The 17,940-nt window shown below is 63.8% G+C and carries 12 protein-coding genes and 1 pseudogene; 5 read left to right on the top strand and 8 right to left on the bottom strand.

Annotation, left to right across the window (positions count from 1 at the left end):
• Positions 1 to 48 precede the first annotated feature (48 nt).
• Both gltA and gltX read right to left on the bottom strand, forming a co-directional pair.
• Entirely contained in the window at positions 49 to 1,350 is a 1,302-nt protein-coding gene (gene gltA, locus ACMYR2_RS10600) for a citrate synthase (RefSeq protein ID WP_347263781.1), read from the bottom strand.
• A gap of 246 nt (positions 1,351 to 1,596) precedes the next feature.
• Positions 1,597 to 3,021: a glutamate--tRNA ligase gene (gene gltX / locus ACMYR2_RS10595; RefSeq protein WP_347263782.1), complete on the bottom strand. Its 1,425-nt coding sequence runs from the start codon at positions 3,019 to 3,021 to the stop codon at positions 1,597 to 1,599.
• 236 nt (positions 3,022 to 3,257) lie between these two features.
• On the opposite strand from gltX, the gene ACMYR2_RS10590 reads away from it, so the two are divergent.
• A complete protein-coding gene (locus ACMYR2_RS10590) occupies positions 3,258 to 4,937 on the top strand; it encodes a glutamine--tRNA ligase/YqeY domain fusion protein (protein WP_347263783.1) in 1,680 nt (559 codons plus the stop codon).
• 86 nt (positions 4,938 to 5,023) lie between these two features.
• Positions 5,024 to 7,410, top strand: a pseudogene (locus ACMYR2_RS10585) (ComEC/Rec2 family competence protein).
• A 39-nt stretch (positions 7,411 to 7,449) separates the two neighbouring features.
• Here ACMYR2_RS10585 and lexA read toward each other — a convergent pair.
• From lexA to ACMYR2_RS10555, 6 genes are all read right to left on the bottom strand, one after another.
• The gene (gene lexA, locus ACMYR2_RS10580; protein ID WP_416192898.1) at positions 7,450 to 8,154 is read right to left on the bottom strand and encodes a transcriptional repressor LexA; all 705 of its coding nucleotides are present in this window, start codon (positions 8,152 to 8,154) and stop codon (positions 7,450 to 7,452) included.
• Positions 8,155 to 8,319: 165 nt separating this feature from the next.
• Entirely contained in the window at positions 8,320 to 9,534 is a 1,215-nt protein-coding gene (gene glp, locus ACMYR2_RS10575; RefSeq protein WP_347264890.1) for a gephyrin-like molybdotransferase Glp, read from the bottom strand.
• Positions 9,535 to 9,654: 120 nt separating this feature from the next.
• Entirely contained in the window at positions 9,655 to 10,164 is a 510-nt protein-coding gene (gene moaC, locus ACMYR2_RS10570; protein ID WP_347264889.1) for a cyclic pyranopterin monophosphate synthase MoaC, read from the bottom strand.
• Between the two features lie 161 nt (positions 10,165 to 10,325).
• The gene (trpC, locus tag ACMYR2_RS10565) at positions 10,326 to 11,120 is read right to left on the bottom strand and encodes an indole-3-glycerol phosphate synthase TrpC (RefSeq protein ID WP_347264888.1); all 795 of its coding nucleotides are present in this window, start codon (positions 11,118 to 11,120) and stop codon (positions 10,326 to 10,328) included.
• A gap of 51 nt (positions 11,121 to 11,171) precedes the next feature.
• Positions 11,172 to 12,185: an anthranilate phosphoribosyltransferase gene (trpD, locus tag ACMYR2_RS10560; RefSeq protein ID WP_347264887.1), complete on the bottom strand. Its 1,014-nt coding sequence runs from the start codon at positions 12,183 to 12,185 to the stop codon at positions 11,172 to 11,174.
• 36 nt (positions 12,186 to 12,221) lie between these two features.
• Positions 12,222 to 14,132 carry a peptidylprolyl isomerase gene (locus ACMYR2_RS10555; protein ID WP_347264886.1) on the bottom strand — a complete coding sequence of 637 codons (1,911 nt, stop codon included), beginning with the start codon at positions 14,130 to 14,132 and terminating at the stop codon, positions 12,222 to 12,224.
• A gap of 249 nt (positions 14,133 to 14,381) precedes the next feature.
• Here ACMYR2_RS10555 and tpiA point away from each other — a divergent pair, with 249 nt between their 5' ends.
• From tpiA to ACMYR2_RS10540, 3 genes are all read left to right on the top strand, one after another.
• Positions 14,382 to 15,134, top strand: a complete 753-nt coding sequence (gene tpiA, locus ACMYR2_RS10550; RefSeq protein ID WP_347264885.1) for a triose-phosphate isomerase — start codon at positions 14,382 to 14,384, stop codon at positions 15,132 to 15,134.
• A 621-nt stretch (positions 15,135 to 15,755) separates the two neighbouring features.
• Positions 15,756 to 16,130 carry a preprotein translocase subunit SecG gene (secG, locus tag ACMYR2_RS10545; RefSeq protein WP_347264884.1) on the top strand — a complete coding sequence of 125 codons (375 nt, stop codon included), beginning with the start codon at positions 15,756 to 15,758 and terminating at the stop codon, positions 16,128 to 16,130.
• A gap of 166 nt (positions 16,131 to 16,296) precedes the next feature.
• On the top strand, positions 16,297 to 17,928 hold the full coding sequence (locus ACMYR2_RS10540; RefSeq protein WP_416192897.1) for a CTP synthase: 1,632 nt from the start codon (positions 16,297 to 16,299) through the stop codon (positions 17,926 to 17,928).
• Positions 17,929 to 17,940 lie beyond the last annotated feature (12 nt).

Below are 17,940 nucleotides of genomic sequence, written 5' to 3'. Positions count from 1 at the left end.
TCTCATTTCCATTTGAAGAGGCAGGGGGCAGAGCCTGGCACCGCGAAACTACGTGCGGTGAGCCATGTCCACGTAGTCGCGCCGGATCTTGCCCGTATAAAGCTGCCGGGGACGGCCGATCTTCTGCTGCGGATCCTCGATCATCTCGCTCCACTGGCTGATCCAGCCCACGGTGCGCGCGACCGCGAACAGCACGGTGAACATCGAGGTCGGAAAGCCCATCGCTTTCAGGGTGAGGCCCGAATAGAAATCGACGTTGGGATACAGCTTGCGATTGATGAAATACTCGTCGTTCAGAGCGATCTTTTCCAGTTCGAGCGCCACCTTGAGCATCGGATCGTTGCCGTGGCCGGTCTCGTTGAGCACCGCGTGACACATCTTCTGCATGATCTTCGCGCGCGGATCGTAATTCTTGTAGACCCGATGTCCGAAGCCCATCAGCCGGACATCGCTGTTCTTGTCCTTCACCTTGTCGATGAACTCCGGAATCCTGTCTACCGTTCCGATCTCGGAAAGCATGTTCAGCGCCGCCTCGTTGGCGCCGCCATGCGCGGGGCCCCACAGGCAGGCGATGCCGGCCGCGATGCATGCGAATGGATTCGCGCCTGAGGAGCCGGCGATGCGCACGGTCGATGTCGATGCGTTCTGTTCGTGGTCAGCGTGCAGGATGAAGATCTTGTCGAGCGCGTCGGCTAGAACCGGATTGATGTCATAGTCCTCGCACGGCACGGCGAAGCACATATGAAGGAAGTTCTCGGCAAAGTTCAGGGAGTTCTTCGGATAAATGAACGGCTGGCCGATCGTATATTTGTAAGCCATCGCAGCCAGCGTCGGCATTTTCGCGATCATGCGCATGGATGCGATCATGCGCTGCTTGGGATCGTTGATGTCGGTGGAGTCGTGATAGAAGGCGGCGAGCGCACCGACCGCCGCGACCATGACCGCCATGGGATGAGCATCGCGGCGGAAGCTCTGGAAGAACCGCGTCATCTGCTCATGGACCATGGTGTGATGCGTGACGCGCTCCTCGAAATCGTGCTTCCGCGACTTCGTCGGCAGTTCACCATAGAGCAGCAGATAGCAGGTCTCGAGGAAGTCGCCTTTCTCCGCGAGTTGCTCGATCGGATAACCGCGATATTCGAGCACGCCTTCATCGCCGTCGATATAGGTGATCGTGGACTGGCAACTGGCGGTGGATGTGAAGGCAGGGTCGTAAGTGAACATGCCTGTCTGCGCATAGAGCTTGCCGATGTCGATGACATCAGGCCCGACCGTGCCGCTTAATACGGGAAACTCATAACTCTTGTCATCGACCGTCAACGTTGCGTTTTTTGTGCTCGTTGCGTTCATCGTGAAGCCCCCCGATGAGATCGTTGCGGATCACCTAGAGCATCGGACCCGAAAGTGGGAACCGGTTTCGGGATAAATCCGATGCTCAATCAATTAACTGGAGCGGCGGCCCTGATTCCATTTGACCGGCCGCCCGCTCTGGTCTTTCTCGTTGAGAGAGACCAGCCGGTCATTCAAAAGCGCCGCGCAAAGGGGTATCGTATTGGTGTTTGCACCGCAAGATCGCCAGATCTGGATGGCCGGTTGCTATCGTGGGCTTTGATCGCCGAGCCGGGCCAGGCACGTCTCTTTACCCAGCGCGGCGAGGACGTCGAATATGCCGGGCGATGTCGTTCGGCCGGTCAAGGCGATTCGAAGCGGCTGCGCGACGGCGCCGAGCTTGAGATTGTTCTGTTCCGCAAAAGTCCGCATCGCCGCTTCGGTCGTCTCCGCGTTCCATGACGTCACGGATTCAAGCGCCGCGCGAAGCCTGTCGATCAGCGCGCGTGTCTCCGGCGTCAGCAATGCGGCGGCCTTGGCTTCGATCGGCAAAGGCCGATCCGCGAAGATGAATCGGGCGCCCTCGATCAATTCGATCAGGGTTTTGGCCCGCTCCTTGAGGCCCGGCATCGCGCGCAGGAGTTGCGCCCGCGTGACATCGTTGAGTTTTGGCTTGAGGTCCGCTCCACCCGGAACGAAATCAAGCGCATTCTCGAACAGCGTCATCAGCGCGGGGTCGTCACAATTGCGGATATAATGGCCGTTGAGATTTTCGAGCTTGGCAAAGTCGAAACGCGCGGCGGAGCGCCCGATGGCGGGCAGGTCGAACGCGTCGATCATTTCCTGCGTGGAGAAGATTTCCTGATCGCCATGGCTCCAGCCGAGCCGGACCAGATAGTTGCGAAGCGCCGCCGGCAGATATCCCATCGCTCGATAGGCATCGACGCCCAGGGCGCCGTGACGCTTGGAAAGTTTCGAGCCGTCGGGTCCATGGATAAGCGGAATGTGGGCCATCGCCGGCAGTGCCCATCCGAGGGTATCGTAGATCTGCTTCTGGCGGGCCGCATTGATGAGGTGGTCGTCGCCGCGAATGATGTGCGTCACGCCCATGTCGTGGTCATCGACCACGACGGCGAGCATGTAGGTCGGCGTGCCGTCACCGCGCAGCAGCACGAGATCATCGAGGTTCTCGTTCTGCCAGACAACGCGTCCCTGAACCTGATCCTCGATCACGGTTTCACCGGTCAGGGGCGCCTTGAGACGAATGGTCGGCTTCACGTCCGGCGGTGCTTCGGACGCATCGCGATCGCGCCAGCGGCCGTCGTAAAGCTTGGCGCGACCTTCGGCCCGCGCCTTCTCGCGCATCTCGGACAGCTCTTCCGAGGTCGCATAGCATCGGTAGGCCTTGCCTTCGGCGAGCAGCTGCTCGGCGATCTCGCGATGCCGCGCAACGCGCGAGAACTGATACACGACGTCGTCGTCCCACTCGATTCCCAGCCACTTCAGCCCGTCAAGGATCGCGTCGATCGCCTCCGGCGTGGACCGCGCGCGATCGGTATCCTCGATCCGCAGCAGCATCTTGCCTGCGTGCTTGCGCGCATAGAGCCAGTTGAAAAGCGCGGTCCGGCCGCCGCCGATGTGAAGAAAGCCGGTCGGGGATGGCGCAAAGCGTGTAACGACGGGTGCTGTCATTATGGCGGATCTGACACTTCGGAGGATGGTATCGGCGGGGCGCTTATCACGCCCCGGATTCGCATGCACGGCTAGCTGGCCTGCTTCGTGGCGTCAATGTAGCGAAGGGCTGTTTTGTCGGTTTCTATTTCGATGAGGGATTTCCGGAACGGCGCTGTTCCCCGGGGCTGCCGGCGCATCGGCCCTTGGCGGGCGCTTGCGGATTTGGCACATAGGGTCCGAGTGAAAGGCGCACAATGACCGACGAATCGACCGCCGAGGCGGGCCGGGATTTCATACGCGATATCGTGGCCGCCGACCTTGCGTCCGGAAAGCACAAGAGCATCGTCACCCGATTTCCGCCGGAGCCGAACGGCTATCTGCATCTCGGACACGCCAAATCGATCTGCCTGAATTTCGGCATCGCCGAGGATTTCGGCGGACGGTGCCATCTGCGCTTCGATGACACCAATCCGGCCAAGGAGGAGCAGGAATACATCGACGCGATCCAGCGCGATGTCCGCTGGCTTGGCTTCGATTGGGGAGAGCACCTCTATTATGCCTCGGACTATTTCGAACAGCTTTATGCCTGGGCGCAGCACCTCATTCGCGCAGGGAAGGCCTATGTCGATGATCAGACACAGGAGGAGATCCGCCTCGCTCGCGGTACGCTGACCGAGGCCGGCAGGAACAGTCCGTTCCGCGACCGTCCGGTCGACGAGAATCTCGATCTGTTCGCGCGGATGAGGGCGGGAGAGTTTCCCAACGGCGCGCGGGTCCTGCGCGCGAAAATCGACATGGCGGCCGGCAACATCAACCTGCGCGACCCCGTGCTCTACCGGATTCTCCACGCCACCCATCCGCGCACCGGGACCGCGTGGAACATCTATCCGAGCTACGATTTCGCCCACGGGCAGTCCGACTCGATCGAACACATCACGCATTCCGTCTGCACGCTGGAGTTCGAGGATCACCGGCCGCTCTATGACTGGTTTCTCGACAATCTTCCGGTGCCGTCGCGACCACGTCAGTACGAATTCGCACGGCTTAACGTCACGCATACGCTTCTATCGAAGCGGGTCTTGACCGAGCTCGTTCGCGGTGGTCATGTCGCGGGCTGGGATGATCCCCGCATGCCCACGCTCGCCGGCCTCCAGCGGCGCGGCGTGCCGGCCGAGGCGCTGCGCGAGTTCGTCAAGCGGATCGGCGTCGCCAAAGCCAACAGCACGGTCGATGTCGGGATGCTCGACTTCGCTGTTCGCGAGGCGCTCAACAGGAGCGCGCCCCGCCGCATGGCCGTCCTGCGCCCGCTCAAGGTCGTGATCGAGAATTATCCGGAAGGCCGGAGCGAGGAGCTCGAAGCCGTGAACCATCCCGACGACCCCTCGCAGGGCACGCGGCGGATACGGTTCGGGCGCGAGATTTATATCGAGCAGGATGACTTCATGGAGAACCCGCCGAAGAAGTTCTTCCGCCTGTCACCGGGCAGGGAAGTGCGGCTGCGATACGCGTATTTCATCACCTGCCGCGAAGTTGTGAAGAACGCCGCGGGTGACGTGCTGGAACTGCGCTGCACCTACGATCCGGCGACCAGAGGCGGCAACGCGCCAGACGGCCGCAAGGTGAAGGCCACGATGCATTGGGTGAACGCGGCGGACGCGGTGCCGGCCGAAGTCCGACTCTACGGTCACCTGTTTGAAACCGAGCAGCCCGATGCGGCGAACTTCGCATCCGAACTCAATCCGCAATCGCTTCAAACCCTGTCCGGCTGCATGGTCGAGCCCGCTCTCGCCGGGGACGATGCCGGAGCCCCGGTCCAGTTCGAACGGCAGGGCTATTTCTGCCGGGACAGGGATTCGGCGCCTGGCCGGCTCGTGTTCAACCGGACGGTCGGCCTGCGCGACACCTGGGCCAAGGTGGCGGCGGCCGGCTCCTGATTTCGCCGGTATTCCGCATCCGTTCCACTGTTCGCCGCGCGTCCTCTTCCGCTAGCATCGCCGCGAGGGCTTAGAGGATCGGCTGAATGGCGGAGCGGGGCGGGGCTCGCGATCGGAGGGGAGGGTACGCAGAAACTTGGCCGACGACGCGGCAAGCCGTCGCCGCGCCTTCGCAAACCCCTTCGGGAGCCTTGCCGGCAATTGTCGCGCGGCTGCGGGCCTGGGCGAGCGCCGAAGCGGCGGCCGTTCGCCTCCTGCCATGGATTCCGGTGGCGTTCGGCGCAGGCATTGCGATCTATTTCGCCGCCGATCACGAGCCCGTCGCTTGGGTTGTCTCCGTGACCGCCGGAGCGTTGTTCGTGTCGGCGTTGCTGTTGCGCCGGCATCGGGTGTTTCCCGCCGCCGTCATGGTTGCGGCGGTTGCCGCGGGGTTCGCTGTCGCCACGATCAAGACGGCGCATGTCTCGCACGCCGTGCTGGCGCGGCCGATGTACACGCCGCTGCTCCAGGGCTTCGTCGAAACCAGGGAGGTGCGTGAGCGGGCCGATCGATTTGTCCTGCGCGTCGTGCGGATGGACAGTCGGCGGCCGCACGTCAAGCTCGATCGCGTGCGGCTGTCCGTCAGGAAAGGCACCGCGCCCGCCGTCGGCAGTTTCGTGGAGTTGAAAGCGCGGTTGCAGCCGCCGCTTACGCCTGTGCGGCCGGGAAGCTACGACTTCGCCCGCGATATGTACTTCCAGGGCATCGGCGCTTCCGGATTCGTCATGGGCGCCATCAAGACCGTCAGTTCTCCGCCTGGCGGCGGGCTTGCGCTGCGCTATGCCGCGCTGATGCAGGAGTTGCGCGACGCCATCGACGCCCGCATCCGGACTGTTCTCAGCGGCGATTCGCGAGCTATCGCCACCGCGCTGCTGACGGGACGCCGCGACGCCATCACCGCGCCCGTGAATGAGGCGATGTTCATTTCGGGGCTGGGCCATGTGCTTTCGATTTCCGGCTATCACATGGCCGTCGTCGCCGGCGTGGTGTTCTTCGCGGTGCGCGCGCTGTTGGCGCTGGTCCCGGCGCTGACGGCGACCTTCCCGATCAAGAAGTGGTCGGCGGCGGCGGCGCTCGCGGCCGCCGCTTTTTATCTTCTGCTGTCGGGCGCGGAAGTTGCGACCCAACGCTCGTTCTTCATGACGGCGGTGGTGCTGATCGCGATCATGGTGGACAGGCGCGCCATCACGTTTCGCACGCTCGCGGTCGCGGCGATGATCGTGCTTGCGATCGCGCCGGAGTCACTGATCCATCCGAGCTTTCAGATGTCGTTCGCGGCGACGCTCGGGCTGGTGGCGCTGGTCCAGGTCGGCATGCCGAGGATGCTCGCAACGCCAGACCATTCGCCGACAGCGAAAGCCGCCCTGTGGGGTGGACGCGAAATCGCCATGCTGGCGCTGGCCTCATTCGTGGCCGGACTTGCCACAACGCCCTACGCCGCGTTTCATTTCCACCGTGTGACGCCCTACGGCATGGTTGCGAACCTGCTGGCGATGCCCGTGATCTCGGCGCTGGTGATGCCGGCCGGATTGCTCGGGCTGGCGGCGATGCCGTTCGGTTTCGACGGCTTGTCTGGCGGTTGATGGACTTCGGCATCGAATGGATGGTCGCCGTGGCTCAAGGAGTAGCGGACCTTCCGGGCGCCATCGGCCGCATCGCCGCATTCGGAGCGGGGCCGCTGCTCGCGGCGACAGCGGGCATCATTCTGCTCGGACTCCTGAAAACGCCGCTGCGCTGGAGCGGCGCGATCGTTGTCGGGCTGGCGATCGCGTGGTCACTTTCGGTGACGCCTCCGGATATCCAGATCTCCGCTGAAGGTCGCAACGTCGCGGTGAGGGGCGGGGACGGCCGGCTGCGTCTCATCAGCACGGGAAAGGATGCTTTTACGGTCAGGGAATGGCTCGCCGCCGACGGCGACGCGCGTGCGCCCACGGATCCCACGCTGGCGGAGGGCGTCTCGTGCGACGATGCGGGCTGCGTGGTCACGATGAGCGGAGGTGGGATCGTCGCGCTTACGCGGCGCCCGGAAGCGATGCAGGATGATTGCGTGCGCGCGGTGCTCATGGTGACGCAGTGGCGGGCTCCAGAGGACTGCCTCGCGCATGTGATCGATCAAGACCGACTGCGGCGTGAAGGCGCTCTTGCCCTGTGGCGAACCCCGAATTCCTCCAGACAAGATGCTTCAAGGCAGAGTACTTCAAGGCAGAGTGCTTCAAACATCGGCGCATCAAAACTCGATGCATCAAAACTCGATGCTTCAAGTTTCGCTGCTTCAAGATCCGGCTTCGCCGTCGATGCCGTCAGTCCTGCCGGCGTCCGCCGCCCCTGGTCATCCGCGGCCTTCGATGAACAGCAGGCACGGCCGGGATCAAAAAAGAGGGAGCCCCCGGCCGACACCACGCCGGCGCCTGAGGACCTCCAGCCGGACGATTGAGCGGCGCGTCCGAGGTTGGAGTCTTCCGCTCCGGTGAAATCAGTACTTGCGGTAAATGCCGATCAGCCTGCCCTGGATCTGGACGCGGTTGGGCGGAAGAATGCGAACTTCATAGGCCGCGTTCGCCGGCTCCAGTGCGATCGAAGCGCCGCGACGGCGAAAGCGCTTCAACGTCGCTTCCTCGTCGTCGATCAGGGCGACGACGATGTCGCCGGTGTCGGCGGTCTGGTTGCGCTGGATCAACGCCATGTCGCCGTCGAGGATGCCAGCATCGACCATGGAATCGCCGCGCACCTCAAGCGCGTAATGCTCCCCGGCGCCGAGCATGTCGGGCGGCAGGCTGATGGTGTGGCTGCAGGTCTGCAACGCCTCGATCGGCGTGCCGGCCGCGATCCGTCCCATCACCGGAACGGCGACCGGCCGCTCGGCCTCGTCAGCGCCGCCGCCACCGCCGCCACGGCGAACCTTGCCGAGATTGCCTTCTATGACGCTCGGTGTGAAACCGCGACGGCCGCCGCCGCTTGCGGCCAGTTCCGGCAGCTTGATGACTTCGATGGCGCGGGCGCGGTTGGGCAGGCGGCGGATGAAGCCGCGTTCCTCCAGCGCGGTGATCAGGCGATGGATGCCGGACTTCGAGCGCAGGTCGAGCGCGTCCTTCATTTCATCGAACGAAGGCGGCACGCCGGACTCCTTCAGCCGTTCGTTGATAAAACGCAGGAGTTCGTACTGTTTGCGCGTGAGCATCCCGACCCAGTCCCTGGTTGATGGTTCCTGCCGGCGACGGGACGTCGGGCCTGCAGCCCTATGCGCCAGCCCCGCGGCACGAGAACCCGAAACAAATCATGAACATACACTATATGTTCGATATGTGTTCCGCAACCCTTAATTTAAGGTCAACAACGCGAGACTTTATGACAGCGAGAGCTTGATGACGGTGCAGGGCTCGCCTTTGCCGGCGGCCGGCGCGAACGGCGTGCGGATCACGAGTGCATCCGCCGCGGCGAGATTTCCCATCAGCGAACTGTCCTGATGCGTAATTGGCGTTGCAACCGGCAGGCCGTCCGTTGAATAGGTGAGCCGTGCGCGCAGATAATCCTGCCTGGCCTGATTGGCCGCGACCTCGCCTCCGAGCAGCGCTGGTTCAACGCGGTGGTGCACGTCTTCACGTCCCGATAGCGCGCGGATCAGCGGCACCATGAACAGGAACGCGCAGATGTAGGCCGAGACGGGATTGCCGGGAAGGCCGATCACCCGCATCGCGCCGAGCCGTCCATACATCATCGGCTTGCCGGGCCGCATCGCGATCCGCCAGAACGTCATCTCCACGCCTTCCGCCTCAAGCGCGCGCTTGATGAAATCATGGTCGCCGACCGATGCGCCGCCGGTGGTGACGAGGATATCGGCGCCGCTGTCGCGGGCGCGGCGGATCGCGGCCGTCGTGGCGTCCATGGTGTCGGCGGCCAGGCCGAGGTCGATCGCCTCGGCGCCTTCACCTCGGGCGAGCGCGCGAAGCGCGTATCCGTTGGATAAAATGATCTGGCCGGGACCGGGCGTCGCACCCGGCAAGACCAGTTCGTCGCCGGTGGCGAGCATGGCGATGGTGGGACGGCGATGCACCGGCAGGTCCGGATAGTTCATGCCGGCTGCAAGGGAGAGATGGCGATCGGTGAGACGGCTGCGCGCCCGGATCAGGACGTCGCCTTCGCGAAAATCCACCCCTGCGGGACGGATGTTCTTGCCGGGAGCCGTGGCCTCCCTGACGATGACGTGCTCGCCGTCGCGGTCCGTGTCCTCCTGGATGACGACGGTGTCGGCGCCTTCCGGCACCACCCCTCCGGTAAAGATCCGCAAGGCCTCGCCCTCACGCAGCGCGCGATCGAGCGGCCGTCCCGCGGCGCTTTCGCCGATCACCCGCAGTCGCGCGGGAATCGTCGCGATATCAGCGGCGCGCACGGCATAGCCGTCCATCGCCGACATCGCGACCGGCGGCTGGGTCCGGCGCGAGGGCAGATCGCGCGCCAGCACCCGGCGATGCGCCGCTTCGAGAGCCGCTGTTTCCTCCGGGAGTGGTTCGACTCCGTTAAGAACAGCCGCAAGGGCATCGGCGACTGCCATCAGGGCCATGACCATATTCTCCTGGGACGCGCCTGGCGGGCGTGTCAATCATCTACCGAACTTTCGGCTCGCATACAACGGTGCGATAGGCGGAATGCTGCTCGACGGCGCGTTCACGCCGGCCGTTCATTATTCTGGCGCGTTATCCGTCACGAGATAGTGGCCGGACTTGCCGCCCTTCTTCTCGACCAGATGAACGCCTTCGATGCGGACGCCGCGTTCGACGGCCTTGATCATGTCGTAGATCGTCAGGCAGGCGACGGAGACCGCGGTGAGGGCTTCCATTTCCACGCCGGTCGGGCCGGAGACCTTGACGCTTGCGCGCACCCGGCAGCCGGGAATCTTCTTGTCGGTCTCGATATCGAGCGTGACCTTCGACAGCGCCAGCGGATGGCAGAGCGGGATCAGTTCCGACGTGCGCTTGGCGGCCATGATGCCTGCGATGCGCGCGGTGCCGAGCACGTCGCCTTTCTTGGCGTTGCCGCTTTCGATCAAGGCCAGCGTCGCCTTGGTCATGACGACCTGGCCTTCGGCGACGGCGACGCGTTCGGTTGCGGGCTTTTCCGAAACATCGACCATCCGCGCCTCGCCTTTGACGTCGATGTGGGTGAGGGCGGGTTTGTCTTGCTTGCGGGCCATATCGATCACATCCTATAGCGTTTTCAAGCGAAGTGGATACCGGTTCGCGTGAGGAAAACGCGTCAAATTAAAATCATGGAGCCTTCTGGTTCCATCGGAAGCGAAGGCTCCTGGCTGGTTGCTTCCCTCTCCCGCAAAAGGAGAAGGAGGCGAGACGGAGGCTACGCATGTTTAAGCAGCGTGCGCGTTGCGGCCGTGACGTCGGCTTGCCGCATCAGGCTTTCGCCGACAAGAAAAGTGGAGATGCCAACCCGTTCGAGTCGCGCGAGATCGGCCGCCGTGAAGATACCGCTTTCGCCGACCATCAGCCGGTCTTTCGGAATGTGCGGCGCCAGCGCTTCACTGGTTTCGAGCTTTGTCTCGAAGGTGCGCAGGTTGCGGTTGTTGACGCCGATCATCGGCGAACGCAGCTCGAGCGCGCGATCCAGTTCCTCGCGGTTATGGATTTCGAGCAGTACATCCATGCCGAGATCGAGCGCGGCCGCCTCGATGTCTTTCGCAGCGGCATCGTCGAGCGCGGCCATGATGATCAGGATGCAGTCCGCTCCATGCGCCCGCGCCTCGACGACTTGATAGGTGTCGAACATGAAGTCCTTGCGCAGCACCGGCAGCGAGGTTGCGGCGCGGGCGGCAACCATGAAATCGAGATGACCCTGAAAAGACGGCGCATCGGTCAGAACGGAGAGGCAGGCCGCGCCGCCGGCCTCATAGGCGCGGGCGAGCGACGGCGGATCGAAGTCGGCGCGGATCAGGCCTTTGGACGGTGAGGCTTTCTTGATCTCGGCGATCAGGGCGTAATCGCCGCGCGCGAGTTTCGCGCGGATGGCGTCGGTAAAACCGCGCGGCGGCGGGGCGGCCTTCGCGGCGGCCGTGACCTCGCCGAGGGAGCGCGCGCGCTTCGCGCTCGCGATCTCCTCGCGCTTGTAGGTTTCGATCCTGGTCAGGATGTCGGCCACGCCATCGTCCTTACGCAATCGTCCTCACGTCACCGTCCTCACGCCAAGTCCTCACCTGTTGGAAACCGCGATCAACTGTTTCAATTTGTTCATCGCGCCGCCGCCGTCGAGCGATGTCGCGCCCAGCGCGACACCCTCCTTCAGGGTCTTCGCCTTGCCGGCCACGATCAGGGCCGCCGCCGCGTTGAGCAGCGCGACATCGCGGAAGGCTCCCGGTCTGCCTTCAAGCACCTCGCGCAAGGAGGCCGCGTTCGCTTCGGCGTCGCCGCCCTTCAGCGCGTCGCCATCGGCACGCTGCAGTCCCGCGTCTTCCGGCGTCACCTCGAAGGTGCGGATATTGCCGTTCTCGAGCGCCGCGACGAATGTCGGGCCGGCGAGGGTGATTTCGTCAAGGCCGTCCGAGCCGTGAACGACCCATGCCGATTCGGAGCCGTGGTTCTTGAGCACCTGCGCCAGCGGCTGCACCCATTGCCGCGAGAATACGCCGACCATCTGCCGCCTGACGCCTGCGGGATTGGACAGCGGTCCCAGCAGGTTGAAGATGGTGCGGGTCGCCAGTTCGACGCGGGTCGGGCCGACATTCTTCATCGCGGGATGATGCGCGGGCGCGAACATGAAGCCGATGCCGGCTTCCTTGATGCAGCGGCCGACCTGTTCGGGAGTGAGGTCGATCTTGATGCCGAGCGCGGCGAGGCAATCGGCGGCTCCGGATTTGGAGGACAGCGCGCGGTTGCCGTGCTTGGCGACGGGCACGCCGGCGCCCGCGACGATGAACGACGCGCAGGTCGAGACATTCACCGAGCCCGAGCCGTCGCCGCCGGTGCCGACGACGTCGACCGCATCCACGGGCGCCTTCACCGGCAGCATCATGGATCGCATCGCCGAGACCGCCCCGGTGATCTCGTCGACGGTTTCCCCGCGCACGCGCAGCGCCATCAGAAGGCCGCCCATCTGCGAGGGAGTCGCTTCGCCGGACATCATGCTGTTGAACGCGGAAGCGGCTTCCTCGCGCGTCAGGGTCGCGCCGGTGGCGACCTTTCCAATGAGAGCCTTGAGATCGTCCATCGGATGCTTTCGGGATGCGGCGCTCGCCGATCCTCGTCAGAAGTTGCTGCTGGCGCCGGTGATCTGCGCCACCGCCGCCTGATTGATCTTGGTGCCGATCTCGGCTTCGAGCTTGACGATGTACTGGCCGACATACTCATCCGACATTCCGCGCTGGATGCCTTCACGCAGCTTTTTCGTCTCATCGGAGGCGACATCGAGCGTTGGAACCTTCGCGTCGGTGACGCGGAAAACGAACCATTCGTCATTGCCCGCGCCGGGCGCCTGGCCGGCTGCGTCCTTGGCGGCGCGGAATACCGCGGCGACCACGGCGGCGGGTAGGGCTGCCGTCGTGGCGTCGCGTTTGATCGCGCTCGCGCTTTCGACCTTGAGACCGAGGCCGGCCGCCTCGTCGGCGAGCTTGCCGCCCTGCTCAAGTTTGCGGACCGTATCCGTCGCTTTGGTCATCAGGCGGCTGCTGATCTGGTCTTCGCGCCACTTGGCTTCGACCTTGTCCTTGACCTCGTCGAGGGTGCGGTCGCGCGAGGGGGTGACGCCGAGAACGTCGAACCAGATGAAGCCGTTGTTGCCGAGTTGCAGCGTATCGTTGTCGACGCCGACATCGCTGGCGAACGCCTGCGCGATCAGGTCGACGCCCTGCGGAATTCCGGACACGGGTTTGCCGTCCGGCGCGCGCCCGGAGCGGTCGGTAGCTTCGATGGTGACCGCGGACAGTCCAACCTTTTTGGCGGCTTCGACAACGCTCGCGCCGCCGCCGCGCTCGTCCTCCATCTTGTTGTGGAGGTTGTTGATCTCAGCGCGCGCGCGATCGAGTGCGACGTCGCGTTTCAGTTTTTCGGCAACGCTTTCGTAAGTCGGCTGGTTGCCCGGCTCGATGCGGCCGACCTTGATCAGCGCGACGCCGAATCGCCCCTGGGTCGGCTGACTGACTTCATCGGTGTTGATCGAGAACGCCGCATTGGCGATGGCGGGATCGATGATCTCGGATTTCGAGATTGTGCCGAGGTCGATGTCCGAGGCCGCAAGGCCGCGCTCCTTGGCGATGTCGTCGAACGAGGCGCCGCCGGCGATCTTCTCACGCGCGGCCTGGGCATCTGTGATGCTGGGGAACATGATCTGCCGGAGTTGCCGCCGTTCGGGCGTGGACAGCTTGTCCTTGCGCTCCTCGTAGATTTTTCTGGCGTCGTCGTCGGACACTGCGGCCCATTTGGCGACTTCCTCGGGCGTCAGCACCACGAAAGCCATCTTGCGATATTCTGGCGCGCGGAACTGCACCTTGTGGGCATCGAAATATCCGGACAGCTGGTCCGCCGTGGGCGGATCGATGGTTCCGGCCTGCGCCGCGCCGAGCTTGACGTAGTCGATGGTCCGCTGCTCGTTCTGGAAGCGGTTCAGCGCCTCCAGCAGCGTTTTCGAAGGCTCGACGCCGTCCGTCATCGTGCCGATGATCTGGCGGCGCAGCGCCATGTTCCGCTGCTCGGCGACGTAGCGCTGCTCGGTGTATCCCAACTGGCGGATGAGGCCGGCGAAGCGCCCCGCGTCGAAGGCGTTATTCGCGCCCCTGAAGTTCGGATCGCTCTTGATCTGCCGGCTGATCTCCTCGTCGGACACCTTGAGGCCCTTGCGCTGGGCGTCTTCATCGAGCGCGGCTTCCGCGACCACCTGCTGCAGGATCTGACGGTCGAGACCAAGAGCCCTGACCTGATCGGGAGGCAGCGGGCGCCCGAACTGGCGTCCGATCTGTTGCAGCCGGTCGTTGTAGATTTGCCGGAACTGCTCGGTCGAAATCTCGGTGCCGCCCACCGTGGCCAGCGCCGACTGGCCGAAGCCGTGAAAGATGTCCGCGATGCCCCAGATGCCGAAGGCGACGATTAACAGGCCCATCACGATCGTCATGAGGGTCTTGCCGAGCCAGTTTGATGAGGCGTTGCGTATTCCTCGAAGCATGAGTCCGTCTTTTGCAGGAGGGAAGCAGGTCGTACTTGGGCGGAAGCGAGGACGCCACCGAATTGATAACGCATCATAAAGTGGCAAGCGCGCCGTCGCAACCTCGGTGGAACGCCCCGGCCATGAGCCGGGGCGGGCGCCGGAGGCTGGCCCCGGCCGATAACCTCTGCTAGCAAGGTCCGTGAACTTCGGCGTCGGATTGCCGGCACGCCGAAATGACGCAACCTCAAAATCACCTATGAGAGATCCATGACCGGGCTGCGACCGCTGATTGCTGGAAACTGGAAGATGAACGGCCTCAAGGCTTCGGCCAGCGAACTCGGCCAGATCATCTCGGGAGCGGCTGGCCCCGCGCAAAAAGCCGATCTGCTCATTTGTCCGCCGGCGACGCTGGTGTTGGCGTTCGTGGGGGCGGTGCAGGGCTCGCCGGTGGGGATCGGCGGGCAGGATTGCCATCCCAAACCGTCCGGCGCCCATACCGGGGATATTTCCGCCGAGATGCTGGCGGATGCGGGCGCTACCGCGGTCATCGTCGGCCATTCCGAGCGCCGCGCCGATCACGCGGAGACCGATGCTCTCGTGCGGGGAAAAGCCGAAGCCGCGTGGCGGGCGGGGCTGACCGCCATCGTCTGCGTCGGCGAGACGCAGGACCAGCGCGATGCCGGTCAGACGCTCGATGTGGTAGGTCAGCAGCTCACGGGCTCGCTGCCGGACGGCGCGACGGCCGCCAATCTCGTCGTGGCCTACGAGCCCGTCTGGGCGATCGGCACCGGGCGCACGCCGACATCGCAGGACGTGCAGGAAGTCCACAGGTTTATCCGCGAAAAGCTCGCGGAACGGTTTAGCGTGGAAGGCACGAAGATTCGCATTCTGTATGGCGGGTCGGTGAAGCCGTCGAACGCCGCGGAGCTGCTGGCGGTTCCGAACGTGAACGGAGCGTTGATCGGCGGCGCCAGCCTCAAGGCGGCGGATTTCCTGGGAATCGCCCAGGCCGTTGCCTGACCGTTTCCTGCCGCGGCCGCCCGCCTAGTGGAGTACATTTGACATTCGCGACCCATTCGGCTGCGCGTCGCGGATGCGAATGTCAAATTCAAAACTCCACTAGGAGCTTATATTTGCTAGTGGTCCTTCGATTCTAACATTCGCAAGAAGGCACGCTGAAACGGGATGCGAATGTTAGAATCGGACCACTAGAGCGGCGGCCGGTCAAATGGAATCAGCGCCGCCGCTCCAGTTAATTGATTGAGCATCGGATTTATCCCGAAACCGGTTCCCACTTTCGGGTCCGACGTTCTAGCGGGGGCGACCCTGTGGGGGTGACAACGCCGCGCCTGATCGTGTAGATACCCCGCCGAGTGGAGTGAGTTTGATATTCGCGCCTCCTTTGGCCGCTGGCCGCGCGTCCCGGATGCGAACGTTGGAGCCGAACCCACTAGAGCATGATCCCGACCCGAAGGGCCGCGCCAGCGCAAAGTGGAAACCGGTTTTCGGAAAAGATCATGCTCAAACAATAAAGATAAGCGACGAGTCTGAATTCAACGCAGTTGAAACAGACCCTAGTTCAAGCCCCGCAAGCCTGTGATGTCCGGCCGTCCGGCGCGCACTTGTGATGGAAGGCCAGAGATGCAGACCGCAATTATCGTCATCCATTTGATCATCGTCGCGACGTTGACCGTCGTCGTTCTGCTGCAGAAATCCGAAGGCGGCGGCCTCGGCATGGGCGGCGGCGCCGGTTTCATGTCAAGCCGGGGCACGGCGAACCTGCTGACGCGCACGACGTCTTTCCTTGCGGCAGGGTTTTTCGCAACCAGCCTGCTCCTGTCCTGGCTTGCCGGCGTCGAACAGAAACCGGGCTCGATCCTGGATGCGGCGCCAGCGTCGCAATCGCAGCCGTCCACCCCGGTCACCCCGCCGAGCGGTGGCGGTCTGCTCGATTCGCTGAAGCAGTCGGAACAGGCGCCGGCCCCCGCCGGTCCGCAGGCGCCGCGTTCCCAATAAAGCAGGACATGATGCAGGGCGGGGTCGCCATCCTGCATCAGCAGTTTCCATCAAGAGACTGCAAAATCGTTTGAATTTTGAAGTTACCTACAGCCCATTCGCGTTCCGGCTGGCGGCTGCGATTGGTTTTGGCGAATCGACACGGGAGCCTTAAACGTTGAGACCCATGGCGCGGTATATTTTCATCACCGGCGGCGTGGTCTCCTCGCTCGGAAAAGGTCTGGCGTCGGCGGCGCTCGGCGCGCTGTTGCAGGCGCGCGGCTACAAGGTCCGCCTTCGCAAGCTCGACCCCTACCTCAACCTCGATCCCGGAACGATGTCGCCGTATCAGCACGGCGAAGTGTTCGTGACCGACGACGGCGCCGAGACCGATCTCGACCTCGGTCATTACGAGCGCTTTACCGGGCGGCCCGCCACAAGGCAGGACAACATCACCACCGGCCGCATCTATCAGGATATCCTGACCAGGGAGCGCCGCGGCGACTATCTCGGGGCCACGATCCAGGTGATTCCCCACGTCACCAACGCCATCAAGGCGTTCATCCTCGACGGCAACGACGACCATGACTTCGTGCTGTGCGAGATCGGCGGCACGGTCGGTGACATCGAGGGGCTGCCGTTCTTCGAGGCGATCCGGCAGCTCAAGAACGATCTTCCGCGCGGTCATGCGATCTACGTTCACCTGACGCTGCTGCCGTTCATCCCGAGCGCCGGCGAACTGAAGACCAAGCCGACGCAGCATTCCGTGAAGGAGCTGCGATCGATCGGCATCCAGCCCGATATCCTGCTGTGCCGCACCGATCGGGAAATCCCCGCGGAGGAGCGCCGGAAGCTCGGATTGTTCTGCAATGTCCGGGAAAGCGCCGTGATCGAGGCGCGCGATGCCGACAACATCTACGCCGTGCCGGAAGTCTATCATGCCGCGGGACTCGACGACGAGGTTCTGGCGGCGTTCGGAATCGAGCCGGCCGCGCCTCCGGCGCTTAAGGGCTGGCATGAGATCAACGAGCGCATCCGTAATCCGGAAGGGGCGGTGACGATCGCGATCGTCGGCAAATACACCGGCATGAAGGACGCCTACAAATCGCTGATCGAAGCGCTGTCCCATGGCGGCATCGCCAACAAGGTGAAGGTCAACCTCGACTGGATCGAGAGCGAAGTGTTCGAAAATGAAGACGCCGCGCCGTTCCTCGAACATGTCGACGGCATTCTGGTGCCCGGCGGATTTGGCCAGCGCGGCGCGGAGGGCAAGATCAAGGCGGCGCGGTTCGCGCGCGAACGGCACGTCCCTTATTTCGGCATCTGTTTCGGGATGCAGATGGCCGTGATCGAGGCGGCGCGCAACCTGGTCGGAATCGCGGACGCCAACTCGACCGAATTCGGCCCGACCCGCGAGCCGCTGGTCGGCCTGATGACCGAATGGCTGCGCGGCAACGAACTGGAGAAGCGTTCCAAAGCGGGCGACCTCGGCGGCACCATGCGGCTCGGCGCTTATCCGGCGATGCTCAAGCGCGGCAGCCGCGTCTCCGGCATCTACGGTGGGGCGGTCGAGATTTCCGAGCGGCACCGCCATCGCTATGAAGTCAACACCGCCTACAAGGACCGGCTGGAGCAGCACGGCCTGCGGTTCTCGGGCCTTTCTCCTGACGGCGTGCTGCCGGAGATCGTCGAATACCAGGATCATCCCTGGTTCATCGGCGTGCAGTACCACCCCGAACTGAAATCACGGCCCTTCGAGCCGCACCCGCTGTTCGCCTCGTTCATCCAGGCGGCGGTCGTGCAGAGCCGGCTAGTTTAGAGCGTTTTCAAG

It is taken from the genome of Nitrobacter sp. TKz-YC01 (genome assembly GCF_047824785.1).
Taxonomy (GTDB): Bacteria; Pseudomonadota; Alphaproteobacteria; order Rhizobiales; family Xanthobacteraceae; genus Nitrobacter.
This window is presented reverse-complemented; position numbering and strand designations above follow the sequence as displayed.

Bases quoted from the DNA above. Each gene is read 5' to 3' on its own strand.
- secG (WP_347264884.1), top strand. From the start codon at position 15,756: ATGCAGACCGCAATTATCGTCATCCATTTGATCATCGTCGCGACGTTG.
- moaC (WP_347264889.1), bottom strand. From the start codon at position 10,164: ATGGCCCGCAAGCAAGACAAACCCGCCCTCACCCACATCGACGTCAAA.
- ACMYR2_RS10590 (WP_347263783.1), top strand. From the start codon at position 3,258: ATGACCGACGAATCGACCGCCGAGGCGGGCCGGGATTTCATACGCGAT.
- ACMYR2_RS10555 (WP_347264886.1), bottom strand. From the start codon at position 14,132: ATGCTTCGAGGAATACGCAACGCCTCATCAAACTGGCTCGGCAAGACC.
- glp (WP_347264890.1), bottom strand. From the start codon at position 9,534: ATGGCCCTGATGGCAGTCGCCGATGCCCTTGCGGCTGTTCTTAACGGA.
- gltX (WP_347263782.1), bottom strand. From the start codon at position 3,021: ATGACAGCACCCGTCGTTACACGCTTTGCGCCATCCCCGACCGGCTTT.
- lexA (WP_416192898.1), bottom strand. From the start codon at position 8,154: ATGCTCACGCGCAAACAGTACGAACTCCTGCGTTTTATCAACGAACGG.
- tpiA (WP_347264885.1), top strand. From the start codon at position 14,382: ATGACCGGGCTGCGACCGCTGATTGCTGGAAACTGGAAGATGAACGGC.
- ACMYR2_RS10540 (WP_416192897.1), top strand. From the start codon at position 16,297: ATGGCGCGGTATATTTTCATCACCGGCGGCGTGGTCTCCTCGCTCGGA.
- gltA (WP_347263781.1), bottom strand. From the start codon at position 1,350: ATGAACGCAACGAGCACAAAAAACGCAACGTTGACGGTCGATGACAAG.
- trpD (WP_347264887.1), bottom strand. From the start codon at position 12,185: ATGGACGATCTCAAGGCTCTCATTGGAAAGGTCGCCACCGGCGCGACC.